The organism is Paenibacillus sp. FSL R7-0273 (genome assembly GCF_000758625.1).
Classification (GTDB): Bacteria; Bacillota; Bacilli; order Paenibacillales; family Paenibacillaceae; genus Paenibacillus_AQ.
The window spans coordinates 4,135,064-4,152,095 of record NZ_CP009283.1 but is presented as its reverse complement, the minus strand read 5'-3'; the positions used below and the strand labels follow the sequence as shown (position 1 = coordinate 4,152,095).

22 protein-coding genes are annotated in these 17,032 nt (G+C 51.4%); 18 read left to right on the top strand and 4 right to left on the bottom strand.

Annotated features, from left to right (window positions below):
- Positions 1-687 precede the first annotated feature (687 nt).
- Entirely contained in the window at positions 688-933 is a 246-nt protein-coding gene (locus tag R70723_RS34400; RefSeq protein ID WP_372238223.1) for a DNA-directed RNA polymerase subunit alpha C-terminal domain-containing protein, read from the bottom strand.
- Positions 934-1,181: 248 nt separating this feature from the next.
- On the opposite strand from R70723_RS34400, the gene R70723_RS17605 reads away from it, so the two are divergent.
- From R70723_RS17605 to R70723_RS17565, 9 genes are all read left to right on the top strand, one after another.
- Positions 1,182-1,358 (top strand): hypothetical protein, encoded by a 177-nt coding sequence (locus R70723_RS17605; RefSeq protein ID WP_156123828.1) that lies wholly within the window; start codon positions 1,182-1,184, stop codon positions 1,356-1,358.
- A gap of 135 nt (positions 1,359-1,493) precedes the next feature.
- On the top strand, positions 1,494-2,174 hold the full coding sequence (locus R70723_RS33775; RefSeq protein ID WP_047171156.1) for a DUF8580 domain-containing lipoprotein: 681 nt from the start codon (positions 1,494-1,496) through the stop codon (positions 2,172-2,174).
- Positions 2,175-2,414: 240 nt separating this feature from the next.
- Positions 2,415-2,612 carry a hypothetical protein gene (locus tag R70723_RS17595; RefSeq protein ID WP_039873800.1) on the top strand — a complete coding sequence of 66 codons (198 nt, stop codon included), beginning with the start codon at positions 2,415-2,417 and terminating at the stop codon, positions 2,610-2,612.
- Entirely contained in the window at positions 2,605-3,864 is a 1,260-nt protein-coding gene (locus tag R70723_RS17590; RefSeq protein WP_039873799.1) for a DNA polymerase IV, read from the top strand. The genes R70723_RS17595 and R70723_RS17590 overlap by 8 nt, the downstream gene beginning before the upstream one ends.
- Positions 3,861-4,346 carry a YhjD family protein gene (locus tag R70723_RS17585; RefSeq protein WP_039873798.1) on the top strand — a complete coding sequence of 162 codons (486 nt, stop codon included), beginning with the start codon at positions 3,861-3,863 and terminating at the stop codon, positions 4,344-4,346. Before R70723_RS17590 ends, R70723_RS17585 begins: the two co-directional genes overlap by 4 nt.
- 192 nt (positions 4,347-4,538) lie before the next feature.
- Positions 4,539-4,925: a hypothetical protein gene (locus R70723_RS17580; protein ID WP_039873797.1), complete on the top strand. Its 387-nt coding sequence runs from the start codon at positions 4,539-4,541 to the stop codon at positions 4,923-4,925.
- A gap of 332 nt (positions 4,926-5,257) precedes the next feature.
- Entirely contained in the window at positions 5,258-5,449 is a 192-nt protein-coding gene (locus R70723_RS17575) for a sporulation protein Cse60 (RefSeq protein WP_039873796.1), read from the top strand.
- 255 nt (positions 5,450-5,704) lie between these two features.
- Positions 5,705-5,926: a hypothetical protein gene (locus tag R70723_RS17570; RefSeq protein ID WP_039873795.1), complete on the top strand. Its 222-nt coding sequence runs from the start codon at positions 5,705-5,707 to the stop codon at positions 5,924-5,926.
- Positions 5,927-6,002: 76 nt separating this feature from the next.
- Positions 6,003-6,221: a hypothetical protein gene (locus tag R70723_RS17565; protein ID WP_039873794.1), complete on the top strand. Its 219-nt coding sequence runs from the start codon at positions 6,003-6,005 to the stop codon at positions 6,219-6,221.
- Positions 6,222-6,306: 85 nt separating this feature from the next.
- On the opposite strand, the gene R70723_RS17560 is transcribed toward R70723_RS17565, so the two are convergent.
- Both R70723_RS17560 and lexA read right to left on the bottom strand, forming a co-directional pair.
- A complete protein-coding gene (locus R70723_RS17560; protein ID WP_039873793.1) occupies positions 6,307-6,645 on the bottom strand; it encodes a L,D-transpeptidase in 339 nt (112 codons plus the stop codon).
- A 170-nt stretch (positions 6,646-6,815) separates the two neighbouring features.
- Complete coding sequence (gene lexA / locus R70723_RS17555; RefSeq protein ID WP_039873792.1) at positions 6,816-7,442, bottom strand: transcriptional repressor LexA; 627 nt, start codon at positions 7,440-7,442, stop codon at positions 6,816-6,818.
- 193 nt (positions 7,443-7,635) lie between these two features.
- Between lexA and R70723_RS17550 the strand changes: the two genes are divergently transcribed.
- From R70723_RS17550 to R70723_RS17530, 5 genes are all read left to right on the top strand, one after another.
- Positions 7,636-8,046 (top strand): LysM peptidoglycan-binding domain-containing protein, encoded by a 411-nt coding sequence (locus tag R70723_RS17550; RefSeq protein ID WP_039873787.1) that lies wholly within the window; start codon positions 7,636-7,638, stop codon positions 8,044-8,046.
- A 109-nt stretch (positions 8,047-8,155) separates the two neighbouring features.
- Entirely contained in the window at positions 8,156-8,359 is a 204-nt protein-coding gene (locus R70723_RS17545) for a DUF896 domain-containing protein (RefSeq protein WP_039873786.1), read from the top strand.
- A gap of 48 nt (positions 8,360-8,407) precedes the next feature.
- Entirely contained in the window at positions 8,408-8,935 is a 528-nt protein-coding gene (locus R70723_RS17540; protein WP_039873785.1) for a hypothetical protein, read from the top strand.
- 40 nt (positions 8,936-8,975) lie between these two features.
- Positions 8,976-9,761, top strand: a complete 786-nt coding sequence (locus R70723_RS17535; RefSeq protein WP_039873782.1) for an HAD family hydrolase — start codon at positions 8,976-8,978, stop codon at positions 9,759-9,761.
- Between the two features lie 145 nt (positions 9,762-9,906).
- A complete protein-coding gene (locus R70723_RS17530) occupies positions 9,907-10,107 on the top strand; it encodes a hypothetical protein (RefSeq protein WP_039873780.1) in 201 nt (66 codons plus the stop codon).
- Between the two features lie 231 nt (positions 10,108-10,338).
- Here the strand turns inward: R70723_RS17530 and R70723_RS17525 are convergent, their stop codons facing one another.
- Positions 10,339-10,566: a hypothetical protein gene (locus tag R70723_RS17525; protein ID WP_156123827.1), complete on the bottom strand. Its 228-nt coding sequence runs from the start codon at positions 10,564-10,566 to the stop codon at positions 10,339-10,341.
- A 221-nt stretch (positions 10,567-10,787) separates the two neighbouring features.
- Between R70723_RS17525 and R70723_RS17520 the strand changes: the two genes are divergently transcribed.
- From R70723_RS17520 to R70723_RS17505, 4 genes are all read left to right on the top strand, one after another.
- Complete coding sequence (locus R70723_RS17520; protein ID WP_052421370.1) at positions 10,788-11,210, top strand: FixH family protein; 423 nt, start codon at positions 10,788-10,790, stop codon at positions 11,208-11,210.
- A 178-nt stretch (positions 11,211-11,388) separates the two neighbouring features.
- Positions 11,389-14,766, top strand: coding sequence for a methionine synthase (gene metH, locus R70723_RS17515; protein ID WP_372238224.1), 3,378 nt, complete (start codon positions 11,389-11,391; stop codon positions 14,764-14,766).
- A 218-nt stretch (positions 14,767-14,984) separates the two neighbouring features.
- Positions 14,985-15,914 carry a ribonuclease Z gene (rnz, locus tag R70723_RS17510; RefSeq protein ID WP_039873774.1) on the top strand — a complete coding sequence of 310 codons (930 nt, stop codon included), beginning with the start codon at positions 14,985-14,987 and terminating at the stop codon, positions 15,912-15,914.
- A 318-nt stretch (positions 15,915-16,232) separates the two neighbouring features.
- Positions 16,233-17,021, top strand: coding sequence for an HAD-IIA family hydrolase (locus R70723_RS17505; protein ID WP_039873771.1), 789 nt, complete (start codon positions 16,233-16,235; stop codon positions 17,019-17,021).
- The last annotated feature ends 11 nt before the right edge of the window (positions 17,022-17,032 follow it).

The following is a 17,032-nucleotide window of genomic DNA, read 5'->3' as shown; positions in this document are numbered from 1 at the left end:
GGCATTCCTATAGGGGTGAAAGTCCCTATAGGAGGGATTATACACACCTGCCGTTAAACAAAGGTCCCCACCACGAGGTGAATCTGAAAGATACCGAATGGGAATACACGACTTGAGGGGGCGAATTCGCGAGCTCCGAATACTTGGAGTGCCGGATGAGTCTTTCTCGTGATGGCAAACTTGGGTGAGGCGTACGGGAGTTGTCCCGAGAACACAAATAGTGCATTCCCACTACGAGAGAGCGGAGGATTTCCTCCCTCATTCACTCGATTGTGTGAGAAGAGTGTTTTGGATGCTGGCGTATATTTTGAGTTTGACTAATCAACTAGGGGAATGCCATGGCTTTTTTCATTATAGAACCTGTTGCCTATAGTGCGGTAATAACTCTGGCGACCAATCAAAATAAATATTACTCCAGTACTTAGACATATTAAAGCTTAAAGCGTTATTTTTCAATGAGTGAACATCATTGGTGGTATTCAATCCACGATTAGCAAAATGTACTAGCTTTGATTCAGGTTTTAAGTATTGGAACAGATTTTCTTTTAGTGTAGGCAGAAATCGAAGATCACTATATTTTCCTGAAAAGGGTAGTGCTGAAATACATGCTGAAGAAAAACAGCAGCGAATAGCGACTGCCAAAATAAAGAGACCCTTTCAGTAAAAAGGGTCCCCAAGGGGTACAACTCAAACCAGACTTCTGCTATGTGCCTCTAACAACTCAATAACAATCGTTTGCCCCGTGACGCCGAAATTCCTCAAGCAAAGCAATTCAGTCAATGAAGCCTTCATTAAATCACCAATAGTGACGTAGTTGCTGTCATATAACGAATTAAGAATACGGGAAATGCTTTTGGGGTTTCTGGACGTTCTCTGCCTTAAGGTGTGGATGGATTGCGCATATAAGCTGCGGTCAATGTCAATGTAAGACATGAGGGGAAGCGTATCTGTAGTAGACAAGATCACTTGATGTCTCCCTTCATTCACCTGGTAAATATTATAAATAATTGAGACGATTTTGCAATAGTTTTTCTGTTGAATTTACACTTAAATCTATAGTATTTACATATTGTTGCAGAGCCGATAAAATAGTACTGGCCTATGTTTATACTCTGCCTTTCTAGCATGTCCGGAGGAGAAGCTTTTGAAGAATGATTTTACTGAAAGGCGGAGATATTAGTATGAAAAAAGAAGACATAAGCAAAGCAGCCCGTGCATTGCTCCCGCTTATTTTTATTCTTATCCTGACAGCTGTGCTTAATATGACTACCTTTGCAATAGGTGTTATGGAGCGTTTGGTTAAGGAATCCTATAAGATCGGCTATATGTTCGGCAGTCTGCTGGAAGTAATTATCTAGTCATACATAATAAATGAACCGCCCGGAGTAACATTCCGGCGGTTTTTTGCGTTTAGTTAGAGTACGGAGTTTATCCGGATAGATAATATGTCAGCTATGTGGGTAATAAGTGTTAATCAGACGAGGAGGTATAACATGAAAAAATCGATGCTAGCTACAGCAGCAAGTGTTCTTCTTTTGTCAGCCTCAATTCTGGGTGCATGCAGCAATAATGAGACAGCGAATGAGGCGGAGCCTACAGCGTCTGCTCCAGCCGCAACGCCTGTCAGCGAAGCGACAGCCAGTCCTGAGCCGACTGTGTCACCTGCAGCCACTGCGGCGCCGGCGTCTGCCAGCCCTGAGGCGAGCGCTCCTGCCTCATCCGAGCGTCCGCAGACACAGAGCTTCGGTGAACAGGAGGGTGGTGTTCCCGGGCAGGATGGGACCCTTGAACAGGGTGACGGCTACTCGCTCTATATATTTGACGGCTATACCTTTGATGCGCAGACCGGGCGTCTGTCGCTGACTGCCGACTCCAGCTATTATGCGGAGATTGAGCCCCTGCCGGCCGGATATGATCTTGCTGCCCTGAAGCAGCAGGGACAAACCGAGCTTGCTGGCGCTAAAGACTACAGCGGGGAGCTGTTTGAGCATCCCCTGCGCTTTGCAGAGCTGTACCTGCAGGTAAGTAACGAAAAGGGTACGGAGGATTATATGGTCTGGAAGAACGAGGCCGGAGATGCCTACCTGCTGCGGATACACACACCGGAAGGGGATTCGGCAGACCAGTTTAGTCCGTGGACAACAGTGTCGCTGTCTACCATTGAGGCGGAGTAATCCGCTTTCGCGTAATCCTGTACAGAAGCAAACGGCATGCGGTACCTGAGGGGGACTTCCCGCCGGTATCCGCCGCAGCACAAAATCCGTAAGAATGAGCCTGTGTAAGCAGGCGGAATTCTTACGGATTTTTTTTAATACATAATAATGACAGTGGAGGAATATACTCATGATTGATTAGAGAACACATGTTTGGTTATAATACAAACAAATGTTCTTATTTGTTGGGGGCGATCGGTCATGAGAATGGCTATGGGTCAAATCATTGAAATTGTATATCTGGACAAAGCGGGCAAGATCACTCAACGGAAAATCGAAGTGCTCGCCATCCGTGACGGGCGCATCCGGGCAACCTGTTTGACGGCGGGGGCGCCGCGGGTGTTTCTGCTCTCGAATATTCTGGCATGGCACCCGGTACGGGGGCAGAAATATGCCTAAAGAGCGGATTATTGTGCTGTCGGACTGCCAGTCCTTTTACGCCAGCGTGGAGAAGGCGGCCCATCCTGAATATAAAGATCTGCCGGTGGCAGTGGGTGATCCGGCGCGGATGAACGGGATTGTGCTGGCTGCCTGTCCGCTGGCCAAAGCCCAGGGGGTCACTACTGCCTCGCGTGTTGGGGAAGCGATGACCAAATGTCCCGGACTTGTCGTGATCCGGCCGCGGATGAGCACCTACATTACGGTTTCCCTGCTGATCTCTCAGATCTACCAGAGCTATACGGATATGGTTGAGCCGTTCAGCATCGATGAGCAGTTTCTGGATGTGACGGGCTCACTGAAATTTTTTGGCGGGGAATTACAGGAGGTCATTTCTTCGATACAGCAGCATGTGATGTTGTCCACCGGCGTCTGGACCCGGATGGGGGTCGGTCCAACCAAAATCCTGGCCAAAATGGCCAATAATCTGGCTAAGAAGCAGGCGGGCGGTGTTTTCCGGCTCGGATATGACAACCTGGATGAGGCCCTCTGGCCGCTCCCTGTCCATGACATGTTTATGGTGGGCGGACGGATGACCAAAAACTTTTTCCGGATGGGCATAACCACGATCGGTGACATCGCCCGGATGGAGCTGGGAGAGCTCAAGCGGAGAATGCGGATGACCATGGGCAAGCAGAGTGATATTCAGGCGGAATATTACTGGCAGACAGCCCGCGGGATCGACCCCAGCCCTGTCGTTACGGGAATCCGGCACCAGATCAAGTCTGTGGGCCACGGCAAGGCGCTGCGCTGGAATCTGTATACAAGGCTGAGTGACATCGAGGTGGTGCTGCTGGAGCTGGTGATTGAGGTGTGCCAGCGGGCGCGCCGGTACCGTTATATGGGCTCGGTGGTTTCGATTGCGGTATCTGAGACGGACGGCAGCACTTCCCATTCCTACAGCCGGCAGATGACCCTCCCGGAGCCGTCCTTTCTGACGCATGAGGTGGCGGCAGCGGCCTACCGCCTGTTCGTGGACCACTGGACAGGTATGCCGTTAAGCCGGCTGGCGATATCCGTCTCCCAGTTGACCGATGACAGTGTGATGCAGCTGACCTTGTTCGATGACCGGATCCGCACCTACAACAAAGAGAAAGCCATAGACCAGATCAAAACCAGATACGGCAGCCGGGCGCTCATTCGTGCATCCTCTTTGCTTGAATCAGGGGTTGCTCTGGAGCGAGCTGAACAGATTGGGGGTCATTATAAATGAGCAAGCTGGACGGGAACGAGAGATGGAAGACCAAAATGCTCATGAGCGAGCATGTGGACCAGTATGAGCAGCAGGAAAAAGGAGAGAAGGAGACTGACAGCAGAACGATGCTCACAAATGCTGAACGCACGATGGTCCGGGATCTGATTCTGCTGCCCTACATAGATACGATGGTGAGCAAGAGCATTGAGGAGATCGAACGGTCGGGCAACATGCTTACCAAGATGTACTTAATGGCCGGACGCTATATCCAAAGCCGGGTGATGCAGGACACCTACCGGCTGCAAAAGGAGCTCAGACAGCGTAACATCAAGGTTCTGGCAGATGAGCAGGAGGACTTTCTGATGTATTATAAAATCTTTTTCCGCGGCTACCAGGAACGGTTCGGGCTTACGCGCGATATTATGCGGACAGAGATCAGCCTGAAGCTTACCCGGTACACATCTGAACTAGGGGCAGTGCTTAAGGAGCAGCTGAAATGAAGCGTTCTGTAGAGGCCGGACGGCTGCTATTCCCGTTATTTTGAAAAAAATGAGCAAATAAGGTATACATTAAGGCTGGGATAGGTTAAGGTTAAATTAACTTATTCGTGTGATTCTTATCCAGGGGGCCCTTCACTGCGTGAGCGACAGAAGGGCCCTTCTTGCATATTTTAGGTTGGAAGGGAGTGTTAAATGCATAATGACAAGGCAATAATGGAACACTACGAGGCGATTGAAGAGAGGGTTATCAGGTTTATTACAAATCATTCAGGTGTTGAGTATATGAAGGATTCAGAGCAGATTGTGGAGGGCGGAGTCTTTGCCTGGGCGAAGCTGAGGTCCGGTGACAAAGAAATTCAGACGCAGCTGAGGCTTGATTATGTCAAAGTCTTTGAACTCGCAAGACAACGCATGGAGCGGGCCGGGAGCGAGCATCTGAGTGATTTTGACCGGAGCAGTGAAGCCGTACTCCATTACATCAGGCAAGATTCCATACTGTGGATTCCGTCTCTTGAGGCAGCCGCGGAGGCAGCCAGGACTGAGCTTGCCCTACAGAAGTTTCTTCTTGCTCAAACTTAAATATATAATGTTCGAAGGAACCTGTCAGGATGATGCTGGCAGGTTTTTGCTGTTATTGATACGAGAAGATCAAAGAGGTTACCGGAGCTGCGATGCAGGATCGGCTATTGTATAATTGTGTAAAAAAGTGTTTGACCATTCTCACGCAGGGTGTTAAGCTAGGCAGATGATAAGGCATTTCGCAGAGAGCTGCGGAATGTCTTACTGTTTATTTAGGGCTATTTTACATTAAATGTTAGTGGAGGGGTGATGCGCCATGTGCATTTCGCTGCTATCTAATACATGTGTACCAATATAATGGCAAGTATGTGAACAATGAAAAGGAGAATATCATGATACAGGTAAAAGAGTTTGTGGACGGGGATAATTTTTATGCGGAGAACAAGGCCAATGAATTCCTCAAGGGCTTGGCGGAAGAGCAGGTAGTGAACATCTGCTACGGATCTGTAGTTAAATCTTCACGTGACGGGGCAGAGCATCAGCGGAGTACGATTTTGGTGGTTTATAAGACAGATGACAAATAAGTTCTGGGACCGGGTGTTTACCTGGATGTCATTTGCTTCGACGCTAACGATTGTGATTTTAGTGCTCTTTTACGGACTGGGCTAAAATCAGGAATAGGGCATTATCGGCGGGCTTTCTGCAATAGGGAAGCTCGCGGTAATGCTTTTTTTATATGCCGGCAGTAAGGGGATTATCACATACATACATTACCAATTGTGTTATATTTGAAAAGTATATGTTTATTTGGAAGATAGACAGCTACAAGGGGGAAGCGGATGAACACGACGTATAAGGTACTGGTGTGTGATGCTGATTTGTTTGCTGCGGCGCTGGCTGAGGCGGATATATATGTATTGCAGGTTCGGGAGGGGCAGCCGCCGGTCTTTGCGGATTGTGCCGGTCCGCTGCAGAGGTGGACACCGGAATACATAGAGCTGGGCGGCATGACCTACAGGCGTAAGGATTTTGAATTCCGTGTGCGTATACCCGAAAAATAACAGCTGCCGGATCACACAGGCAGGAGGAGCCATTACAGCATCTCTTATACTATAAAACAGTAAAAGAGGTGTTAATATGGCAGAAAGAGAACGTGTAAGAATCCGCAGAGCAATCCGGGCCCTGCTGGCACAGCGGTCGGTCCTCCTGGAGCGGCTTGAAGAAATCAACGAGAACCTGCGCAGATTGCCTAATCCGAGCCGGGCCAGACGTGAATTGCTGGCGGCAAGGGTGTCGATCCGGGAAGCCCTGCGCTTGAACCGCATCGCTATCAGATTATTGCGCAGTGTGCTGTAGAACAACGCAAATATAGAACAATAAGGGGCATCCCGCAAGCCGTAACCGGCTGCTTGGGATGCCCCTTATTTGGTGATCGTTACTCTTATTGCCTGATAGTGACCCGTGTTCCGACCGGAACAAGCCGGGACAGGGCAAGTACATCTTCGTTATACATCCGGATGCAGCCGTGTGAAACCATGTGACCGATTGAAGCGGGATCATTGGTGCCATGGATACCGTAATGCGGTTTGGACAGTCCCATCCAAAACGCGCCGAACGGCCCGCCCGGATTAGGCTGCTTGTTAATAATGGTGTATTCGCCCTGGGGTGAAGCGGTCAGCATCGTACCGATGCCTACAGGAAAACCACGGGTTACAATGTCGTTATCCAGCAGATACAGCATACGCTGCGACAGATCAACAATGATGCGATAATTGGGCATAGTGATCAGCCCTCCTTCTCATACCAGCATATGTGCGGAATAGGGAGGCGGTTACCTGTGACGGGCAAGGAGGGCAGGACAGCGGGAGAGCGGTGTATCTGTATAGCTGGGTGCGGAGGCAGGAAAAAGGCTGTTACGCAGTTATGCGCAACAGCCTCAAGACAGGAGAATTAATGAATATCGCGGAAAAGTCCGATGACTCTGCCCAAAATGGTAACGCGGTTCAAGCGGAGCGGTTCATAAGCCGGGTTCTCCGGCTGCAGGCGGATATGGTCACGTTCTTTATAGAAGGTCTTAACAGTAGCTTCATCTTCTTCGGTCATTGCTACAACGATATCCCCGTTGTCTGCCGTCTGCTGCTGGCGGACAATAACATAGTCGCCATCCATAATTCCGGCTTCCACCATGCTGTCTCCCAGTACGGAGAGCATAAACACCTTGTTGTCGCCGACATAATGCGTAGGCAGCGGAAAGTAATCTTCGATATTCTCGGTAGCGGTAATCGGCACCCCGGCGGTGACTTTACCAACAACAGGAATACGGGTAACCGTCTGTACGAACTGATGTACATTCTCTGAATCTTCCTGTCCAAGCAGTTCTATCGCACGAGGCTTCGTAGGGTCACGGCGGATCAGGCCCTTCTTCTCAAGACGGTCCAGATGACCATGCACGGTAGAGCTGGAGGCAAGACCGACAGCTTCCCCGATTTCGCGGACGGACGGAGGATAACCCTTGCTGCGGACTTCGTTACGTATGAATTCCAGGATCGCCAGCTGACGACTCGAAATCTTTGACATTGGAATCAACCCCATATAGTATGTTTGGGAAAATTATAACATAGAACTTCCGTTCGTACAAACATAAGTTCTAACTCTTTGGTATGCCCGGAAACAAAGGGGAACAATTGTTCGAAAAAATATATTGATCAAAACACATGTTCGTGTTATATTAATCTCAAATTTAAGAACAAGTGTTTGGAGGTCGATGATATTGTTAAAATACAGTACTTACCGCAGCATCTACGACGAGACAAGTGAGGTTCAATCTGCCGGTGTCTCTGCTTTTGAATATGGTATTAGCCTGAAGAATGGAGTAGTATCCCTGTGCGGAGCAATGATGAATCTGTTCCGGGGAGGCCAGCTGGTGAAGCTTGCCCTGATTTTGATGCTGGTGATTTCCGGTTTTACAGTGGTAGGTAATGTATTTGCAGGTTCAGTATCCTCGGTAACACCAGCTGAACGCGTAGTTGTAGAACGCGGAGACTCATTGTGGAGCATTGCGCTTGAACATAAGCCGTCGGATATGAGGACGGTTGTATATATAGAAGGAATTAAGAAGGCAAGCGGGCTTGAGGGCAATGCTATACAGGCCGGGGATGTGCTGACACTGCCTGCATACTAATAGTTGCAGGAACAGAAGTTACGACAGGAAGAGCTTTCAGGGAGGAGACCTTGACAAGCTCTTTTTCTCATGGCAAAGTTAGAATGAATTTATAGGGGAGGGGAAAGCATTGAATATAGACGAATTGGTCGCACGCATCAATGAATTGGCACGCAAGCAGAAGAGCAGCGGCCTGACAGAAGAGGAACTGGAGGAACGCGCCCGGCTCCGCGAGATTTATCTGGGCAACATCCGCAAGAACTTCCGTGCACAGCTGGATACGATTGAAATCGTGGACAACGATGATCAGGGCAATAAGGGGCTTACACATTAGTCCTGCGGCTTTGTCATAGATATTTTAGGATGACTAGGGGGAACTCACATGGCCCGTTCTTGGGAAAGAATGGTTCAACGCAACACCAAGCAAGTCAATATGCAACGGAAGAAGCAAGGCAAGGATTCCATTTATGCCTCCAAATCATCATCGTCTGCAGGAGGCACTGACATTTTTAAAGGCCGCAACATTGTATTTCCGATCGTTCTGCTGCTGCTCGGGATGATGTTCTGGGTAGTGGGCTCCATTGATGAAGCCCGGGGGCAGGGTATACTGGCCAACTGGCTGGGCGTTGTCCTGTACTTTTTACTGGCAGCCCTGATTTTCTTCCGCCGTCCTTTTCTCAAGGTTGAGCGGGCCAGAGTTTCCACCATTAAATTTAACCGTGAGCGCTGGCTGCAGGCATCAGAGATTGAGAAGATTATCCTGTCCCGCAGCATGGTTTCCCTGAAATATAAAGGCAAACGCAAGCAGTGGGTATTCTCCAGATGGCTGAACCGTTATGATACCGAAGCGATGGGCGCCCGCCTTGAGCAGTTCGCCAAAGCCAATAATATTGAAGTAGTGCGTGAGTAGACAGATAAGATAGACCAGCATAGGGAGAGGGAGCGATATTATGCCGATTACTGCCGTACTGTTTGATCTTGACGATACACTGCTCTGGGATGAACGGAGTGTTGAGGAAGCCTTCCGGGCCGCCTGCGAAGCAGCCGGTGACACTGTTGATCCTCAGGAGCTGGAGGCCGCTGTCCGCAGGGAGGCCAGAAGCCTCTACGAATCTTATGAGACATTTCCGTTTACGAAGATGATCGGGATTAATCCGTTTGAGGCGCTGTGGGCGAACTTTACTGCCGGAGAGCAGGCTGAGTTCCGGCAGCTGGAACAGCTTGCTCCGGCATACCGCAAGGAAGCCTGGCGCCGCGGCCTGGCAGCTCTGGGTACTCAGGATGAAGGACTGGCTGAGCGGCTGGCTGCAAAGTTCGGCGAAGAGCGCCGGAGCCGTCCGTATATGTATGAAGAGACGCTGCAGGTGCTGGATGAGCTGCGCGGCAAAGTAAAGCTGCTGCTGCTTACCAACGGCTGTCCGGCCCTGCAGCAGGAGAAGCTGGACGGCGTGCCTGAGCTTATTCCTTACTTCGATCATGTAGTCATCTCAGGCAGCTTCGGCAAGGGCAAGCCGGATAAGGCAATTTTCCAGCATGCGCTTGAACTGCTTGATATCGCTCCTGAGCAGGGAATCATGGTGGGCGATAAGCTCACAACAGATATTCTGGGCGGCTTGTCCGCAGGTCTGACTACGGTCTGGATCAACCGGACAGATAAAGCACCGGATCCCGAAATTCAGCCGGACTACAGAATCGGCCATCTTTCCGAGCTGCTTCCGCTGGTACAATCACTATAAATTTACGTAAGCCGGCTTCCTCTAGAGGGGCCGGTTTTTTGGTATATAAGTTTATTCTGACTTGAATTAGAGCTTTTTTCGCATACATAATGTTCCAAATAGAGTATACTCGGTTAATACTTTCTGGAAGGAGCTGAGTTACACGATGGTGAGTCAACCCGGATTATTTGTTGGTGGTGCATTTAGTATCTTTTTCTTTTTGATGTGGCTGGCATGCATAGGGGCAGGAGTCGTTGCTTTTGTTCTTTTTGTAAAGCTTGCGCTTAGGGCTATCACGGCGCTGGATTTATATAACCATTCCAAAAACCTGGAAATCCGTGAACGTGAAACGGTCAGAAAGGAATAGGGCAACGGATATAAGACATTAACGCCAATAAAACCAGTCAAATTTGTACCCGGCGATGAAAAATAAAACAATCCATGCCCATAGCATCAGCTTGCGGAAAGATCTGGGTATAACCAGATACTCGGAGTATAGCTTTTTCAGTAATTTCAGTTAAATCTCCCCCTTTATGTCTATTTTAACATGAAATACCCGCAATCCTGTGGATCGCGGGTATTTATGCTGTTATGCTGCTTAGTCCCGGCTGTCATTGCTCCTTCTTTCGTAACCGGTAATGTAATCAAGCCCGGCCTGAGTGACTCCGCTTCCGCTGCTGTCTATATAACCGGCTTCGACAATATGCTTCAGTGCAACAGCAAGGTCTCTTTCGTCCATGCCGGTTTGCCTGAAGTTAGGCGCTCCCTGTTCCTGCAGCAGCTTTAAAATGTGATACACAGGATCTTTGCTAATCAATCTGTTCAACAACCCTTCTGCAGTCATTATGGCGACAGCATATGCAGAGACCGGCCTTATGGTTACAAAAAGAGGCGATGAGACAATAAAAAAACTATGCGCCTGTTTTTAATCCGGTTAACGATTTATACCGGGGCAATATTTAAAATTGTATGTATAATAGAAGCAGAATGGATTACTCGCGCTGTAAGCTTCGAATGGAACCTATTATCCAATCGGGAGGATGCCGGATGATCAAACCTAAGCAGCTGGCGGCTGCACTGTTCGTTATTGCCGTAACTTCGGTGGTCGGCTGCTCGTCAAACAGCACGGAGCATAATCATATGCATGCTGCGGCCAATGTATCCATGGAGCCGATTCAGGTAGAATTAAGCTGGAATCCGGAGCAGGGGAAGGTGGGCGGACAGATCACCTTTCAGGCAGAAGTTACCCAGGCCGGTGAACCCGTGAATGACGCACGGGAAGTGCTTTTTGAAATTGTAAGCAAGAACGACGGTACAGTGAAGCTTGAGCTGGAGGGAGTAGCTGCCGGCAATGGCGTGTATGAGGCGGAGACGGCGTTTGAACTGGAAGGCGTATACACTGTAACTTCGCATGTTACGGCCCGGACGCAGCACTCCATGCCCAGTAAAAAGCTTGTGATTGCACCTTGACGGTGCTGCCGCCCCGGAGCCGCCAAATAATAACAATTATGCAGAGTGGAAAGCAATGCTTTCCGATTTCGCTTTCTTCTGCTAAACTAACTCTAATGTTTTTCGGGGGGGATATGAAGTGGCTAAATATACACTTGCTGAGAGCTTGCAGCGGCGAATACTGATTCTGGACGGAGCAATGGGTACAATGATTCAACAGGTTCCCCTGACCGGAGAGGATTTTGGCGGAGAAGAGCTTGATGGCTGTAACGAAATGCTGGTGCTTACGCGCCCGGAGGTCATCCAGACTATTCATGAGCAGTATTTGGAGGCCGGCGCAGATCTGATTGAGACCAATACCTTTGGCGCGACCTCTGTCGTGCTTGCGGAATATGATATCCCGCAGAAGGCGCGGGAGATTAATCTGGAGGCGGCCAGGCTGGCCCGGAATGCCGCAGACAAATATGATACGCCGGAGCATCCGCGTTATGTAGTAGGGGCAATGGGGCCGACTACGAAGACACTGTCCGTTACCGGCGGCGTAACCTTCCAGGAGCTGGTGAGCAGCTATGAGGAGCAGGCTGTTGCCCTGATCGACGGCAAGGTGGATGCATTGCTGCTGGAGACGTCACAGGACACATTGAATGTCAAGGCGGGCAGTATCGGGATCCGCAATGCTTTTGAACAGACAGGCATTACGCTTCCTGTAATGATCTCCGGTACGATTGAGCCTATGGGCACTACGCTGGCCGGTCAGAACATTGAGGCGTTTTACATTTCGCTTGAGCATCTGAATCCGGTTTCCATCGGACTGAACTGTGCCACAGGTCCGGAATTCATGCGTGACCATATCCGTTCGCTGTCAGAGATTTCATCGGCGGCGGTGAGCTGCTATCCGAATGCCGGACTGCCGGATGAGAACGGCAATTACCATGAGTCGCCGGATTCGCTGGCCCGCAAGCTGGCGGGCTTTGCCGAGAAGGGCTGGCTGAATATAGCCGGCGGCTGCTGCGGAACAACCCCGGATCATATCCGTGCTATGGCTGAGCAGATTACGGTCTATCCTCCCCGTCCGCTGAACGGGGCTCATCCGCCTGCACTGTCGGGAATTGAGCCTGTGTATGTGGAGGATGCGAACCGTCCTTATATGGTCGGGGAGCGGACGAACGTGCTGGGCTCGCGGAAATTCAAGCGGCTGATTGTTGAAGGCAAGTATGAGGAGGCCTCGGAGATTGCCCGGGCACAGGTCAAGAGCGGTGCACAGGTGATCGACGTCTGCGTACAGGACCCGGACCGCGACGAGAGCGAGGATATCAAGAAGTTCCTTGAGCTAGTGGTCAAAAAGGTAAAGGTGCCGCTGATGATCGATACAACGGACCCGAAGGTTATCGATCTGGCGCTGCAGTATTGTCAGGGTAAAGCGATAATTAACTCCATTAACCTTGAGGATGGCGAGGAGAAGTTTGAGCATGTTACCCCTCTGATCCACAAGTATGGTGCTGCCATTGTAGTCGGTACCATCGATGAAACCGGACAGGCAATCAAGGCGGATGACAAGCTGGCAGTTGCCAGACGTTCCTATGATCTGCTGGTCAACAAATACGGCCTGCAGCCGGAGGATCTGATTTTTGATACGCTTGTATTCCCGGTAGGCACCGGGGACGAGCAGTATATCGGATCGGCGAAGGAAACGATTGACGGTATCAGGCTGATCAAGGAGGCCCTTCCGGGAGTACACACCATCCTGGGGATCAGCAACGTCTCCTTCGGTCTGCCGGAAGCCGGGCGGGAAGTGCTGAACTCTGTGTTCCTGTATGAGTGCACCAAGGCCGGGCTGGATTATGCGATCGTCAACACGGAGAAGGTTGAGCGTTATGCTTCAATTCCAGAGGAGGAGCGTAAGCTTGCCGAAGAGCTAATTTATAACACGAACGATGAGACGCTGGCTGCCTTTGTCGCTGCCTTCCGTGAGAAGAAGGTGGAGAAGAAAGAAAAGATCTCCAATCTTTCACTGGAGGAGCGCCTGGCCTCTTATGTTGTCGAGGGAACCAAGGAAGGGCTGATTCCTGACCTGAATGAAGCTCTCACCAAGGACAGTCCGCTGGAAATTATCAACGGTCCGCTGATGGCCGGTATGTCCGAAGTGGGACGGCTGTTCAACAACAATGAGCTGATTGTTGCAGAAGTGCTGCAAAGCGCTGAAGTAATGAAGGCTTCAGTTGCTCATCTGGAGCAGTTCATGCAGAAGGATGAGACCGCTGTGAAGGGCAAAATTATGCTGGCGACCGTTAAGGGTGATGTCCATGACATCGGCAAAAACCTGGTGGAGATCATTCTGTCCAACAACGGCTACCAGATTATCAATCTGGGGATCAAGGTACCGCCGGAGAATATTATCGAAGCCTTCCGCCGTGAAAAAGCGGATGCCATCGGCCTGTCCGGCCTTCTGGTTAAATCGGCGCAGCAGATGGTCACGACTGCGCAGGATCTGCGTTCCGCAGGCATTGACGTACCTATTCTGGTAGGAGGTGCGGCGCTGACCCGCAAGTTCACCAAGACCCGGATCCGGCCGGAATATGACGGCCTGGTCCTCTATGCGAAGGACGCGATGGACGGGCTTGATATCGCCAACAAGCTGATGAATCCGCTGGAGCGGGTCAAGCTGGAGGAAGAGGTGCGCGAGGAAGCCGAGGCTGCTGTGGCGGTTGCTCAGAAGCAGGAGCTGCCGGAATTGACCCGGGCCGTCCGCTCGAAGATTTCAGCGGATGCACCGGTGTTCACGCCGCCGGATCTGGAGCGGCATGTGCTGCGTAATTATCCGCTTGGCCACATCGTTCCTTATGTGAATATGCAGATGCTGCTCGGCCATCATCTTGGCCTGCGCGGCTCGGTGGAAGCCCAGCTCGCGGCCGGAGACCCGCGTACAGTTGAGCTCAAGGAGACGGTGGATGATATCCTGCATCAGGCGATGGTTGAGGGGACGATTGCCCCCCATGCGATGTATCAGTTCTTCCCGGCCCAGTCGCGCGGCAACGATATTCTGATCTACGATCCGCAGGACCAGTCGAGTGTGCTGCATACCTTTACATTCCCTAGACAGAGTGTAGAGCCTTATCTGTGCCTTGCCGACTTCCTGAAGCCGGTGGACAGCGGGATTATGGATTACGTCGGCTTCCTGGTTGTAACGGCAGGTCACGGGGTCCGTGAAATGTCGACCGTGCTGAAGGAGAAGGGGGATTACCTGCGCTCCCATGCCCTGCAGGCAGTTGCGCTGGAGGTGGCCGAAGGACTGGCCGAGCGCGTCCATCACATGATGCGGGATACATGGGGCTTCCCTGATCCGGCGGATATGACGATGAAGCAGCGGCACGGCGCGCGGTACCAGGGCATCCGTGTATCCTTCGGATATCCGGCCTGCCCGGATCTGGAGGATCAAGGGCCATTGTTTAAGCTGATGAAGCCGGAGGACATCGGTGTAGAGCTTACAGACGGCTTCATGATGGAGCCGGAAGCCTCCGTTTCGGCGATGGTTTTTGCCCATCCGGAAGCGCAGTATTTCAATGTGGAGAAGCTGTAATATCCCTGCCCTGAACCACAACTAAGCGCAGGAGGAGTCATCCTCCTCCTGCAGCAGCGGACCTCCCGTAACCGGGAGGTTTTTTGCTTATTAATATGCTGTTTGCGGGGCAAAAGAAAGTGAAGGTGCTTTCAGCGCCAAAAAAGGGTAAAATTCAGAACAGAGACTAAGCAGCTAAGGCCGCTCTGCATATTAAGCGTGAAGAAGGAAGGATCTGAATGGAAATCTATTTTCTTGGCACTAATGCCGGAGTGCCGACACTGCAGCGCAATGTAACCTCCGTAGCCCTCAGGCTGATGGAGGAACGGCGCAGCTTCTGGATGTTCGATTGCGGGGAAGGGACGCAGCATCAGGTATTGCGTTCACCGCTGCGGCTGGGCAAGCTGGAGAAGCTGTTTATTACCCACCTGCATGGTGACCACTTGTTTGGCTTACCCGGCCTGCTGTCCAGCCGCGGCTATCAGGGAGGTACGGCGCCGCTGACGGTATACGGCCCGCCGGGCCTGAAGGCTTTCCTGGACGTGTCTTTATCCGTCAGCCAGTCCCGTGTTCCCTATAAGCTGGAGGTTGTAGAGCACACGGGCGGGCTGATCTTCGAGGATGACACCTTCAAGGTGGAGGCTGGTCTCCTGGAGCACCGGATTGACAGCTACGGATACCGGGTAACAGAGAAGGACAGTCCGGGCAGCCTGAATACAGAACTGCTGCTGAGCTACGGGCTGAAGCCCGGCCCGTTGTACGGAAGGCTGAAGAAGGGCGAGGATATAACGACAGAGGACGGAACCGTCATCCGGGCAGCTGAAGTGGTCTGTGAGCCGAAGAAGGGGCGGATTGTCACGATACTGGGCGATACCCGTCCATGCCCGGGCAGCCTGCCGCTCGCCCAGGGGGCCGACCTGATTATACATGAGGCCACCTTTGCCCATGATCTAGCGGACATGGCTTATCAGTATCATCACAGCACAGCTGCCCAGGCGGCGGAGCTGGCCAGTCAGGCCGGCGGCCGTGAGCTGCTGCTGACCCACTTCAGCTCACGGTATGTAAACCAGGAGGAGCTGGCTCCGCTGCTGGCCGAGGCACAGGCGATTTTCCCCCAGACTCTGCTTGCCGAGGAGTTCTGCACCTTCCCGGTATACCGGAGAAAGTAAGCCCGGAAATGAAGCGGGAAATCAAAATTATTTTCCGGGAAAGCGCAGGAAATGACAGCGGGCTGTCAAAAAAGCACCGTCACTGCAGCGGTTCGCTAACGTTCGACCGGGTGTGTTAAATTTTAAGTAAACAGGGGCCGTTTACTCTACGAAGCAGTGGAGATTATGACGAAACCGGGACATCTCCGGCGGTCTCCAGTGGTCCATTGTGACTATTAAGATCGCCCGGGAGAAGTACTCGCTTGAGCTGTTTCCTTTAAATTAATAGCGTTATTGATTAACAACATGAATTAAAACTGCGGAGACGGAGGGTAAGTGATGAACAATATCGGAGGCTTGCTGATAGATCTGGACGGGACACTGTTTCACGGGGGGCGGATGATCCCCGGTGCGGATAAGCTGATCGAGGGGCTGCGGACGGCAGGAATCCCTTTTTTATTCGTAACAAATAACTCGTCACGTACCGCTGCAGGTGTAGCAGCACATTTGCGGGGAATGGGGATTGAAGCCAGGGCAGAGGAGGTATGCACCTCCTCGCTGGCGGCTGCCCGTTATATCGCCGGGGAATTGCCGGAGGCCAGGGTGGCGATACTTGGGGAAGAGGGCCTGATTGATGCCTGTGCGGCGGCTGGCCTGAATATTGTTGAGGAAAATCCGCAATATGTGGTGCAGGGCATCTACAGGGCTTTTACATATGATTCGCTGGCACGGGCTTCCCGCTGGATTATGGGCGGAGCGAAGTTCGTGCTGACCAATCCGGATCTGATGCTGCCGTCCGATGACGGGGTTATGCCCGGGGCGGGAACGATCGGTGCAGCGATTGAGGCGGCAAGCGGTGTTGCACCGGTGGTGATCGGCAAGCCGGAAGCGCACCTGATTACTTATGCTGCGTCTATCCTTGGCATCAAGCCGGAAGAAGCGGTCGTTGTCGGAGATAATATGCGGACAGATATTTCTGCGGGTGTAAACGCCGGCTGCAGGACGGTGCTTGTGCTGACAGGCCTGACTACAGAGGAGAATCTGGAGCATTATAAAACGGTCACAGGTGTGATCCCTGATGAAATTTGCCGTGATTTAGCTGAACTTATGGTGATGCTCGGTGTATAATGGCAAAGGTG

Bases quoted from the DNA above. Each gene is read 5' to 3' on its own strand.
- R70723_RS34400 (WP_372238223.1), bottom strand. From the start codon at position 933: ATGTCTTACATTGACATTGACCGCAGCTTATATGCGCAATCCATCCAC.
- R70723_RS17605 (WP_156123828.1), top strand. From the start codon at position 1,182: ATGAAAAAAGAAGACATAAGCAAAGCAGCCCGTGCATTGCTCCCGCTT.
- R70723_RS33775 (WP_047171156.1), top strand. From the start codon at position 1,494: ATGAAAAAATCGATGCTAGCTACAGCAGCAAGTGTTCTTCTTTTGTCA.
- R70723_RS17595 (WP_039873800.1), top strand. From the start codon at position 2,415: ATGAGAATGGCTATGGGTCAAATCATTGAAATTGTATATCTGGACAAA.
- R70723_RS17590 (WP_039873799.1), top strand. From the start codon at position 2,605: ATGCCTAAAGAGCGGATTATTGTGCTGTCGGACTGCCAGTCCTTTTAC.
- R70723_RS17585 (WP_039873798.1), top strand. From the start codon at position 3,861: ATGAGCAAGCTGGACGGGAACGAGAGATGGAAGACCAAAATGCTCATG.
- R70723_RS17580 (WP_039873797.1), top strand. From the start codon at position 4,539: ATGCATAATGACAAGGCAATAATGGAACACTACGAGGCGATTGAAGAG.
- R70723_RS17575 (WP_039873796.1), top strand. From the start codon at position 5,258: ATGATACAGGTAAAAGAGTTTGTGGACGGGGATAATTTTTATGCGGAG.
- R70723_RS17570 (WP_039873795.1), top strand. From the start codon at position 5,705: ATGAACACGACGTATAAGGTACTGGTGTGTGATGCTGATTTGTTTGCT.
- R70723_RS17565 (WP_039873794.1), top strand. From the start codon at position 6,003: ATGGCAGAAAGAGAACGTGTAAGAATCCGCAGAGCAATCCGGGCCCTG.
- R70723_RS17560 (WP_039873793.1), bottom strand. From the start codon at position 6,645: ATGCCCAATTATCGCATCATTGTTGATCTGTCGCAGCGTATGCTGTAT.
- lexA (WP_039873792.1), bottom strand. From the start codon at position 7,442: ATGTCAAAGATTTCGAGTCGTCAGCTGGCGATCCTGGAATTCATACGT.
- R70723_RS17540 (WP_039873785.1), top strand. From the start codon at position 8,408: ATGGCCCGTTCTTGGGAAAGAATGGTTCAACGCAACACCAAGCAAGTC.
- R70723_RS17535 (WP_039873782.1), top strand. From the start codon at position 8,976: ATGCCGATTACTGCCGTACTGTTTGATCTTGACGATACACTGCTCTGG.
- R70723_RS17530 (WP_039873780.1), top strand. From the start codon at position 9,907: ATGGTGAGTCAACCCGGATTATTTGTTGGTGGTGCATTTAGTATCTTT.
- R70723_RS17520 (WP_052421370.1), top strand. From the start codon at position 10,788: ATGATCAAACCTAAGCAGCTGGCGGCTGCACTGTTCGTTATTGCCGTA.
- metH (WP_372238224.1), top strand. From the start codon at position 11,389: ATGGGTACAATGATTCAACAGGTTCCCCTGACCGGAGAGGATTTTGGC.
- rnz (WP_039873774.1), top strand. From the start codon at position 14,985: ATGGAAATCTATTTTCTTGGCACTAATGCCGGAGTGCCGACACTGCAG.
- R70723_RS17505 (WP_039873771.1), top strand. From the start codon at position 16,233: ATGAACAATATCGGAGGCTTGCTGATAGATCTGGACGGGACACTGTTT.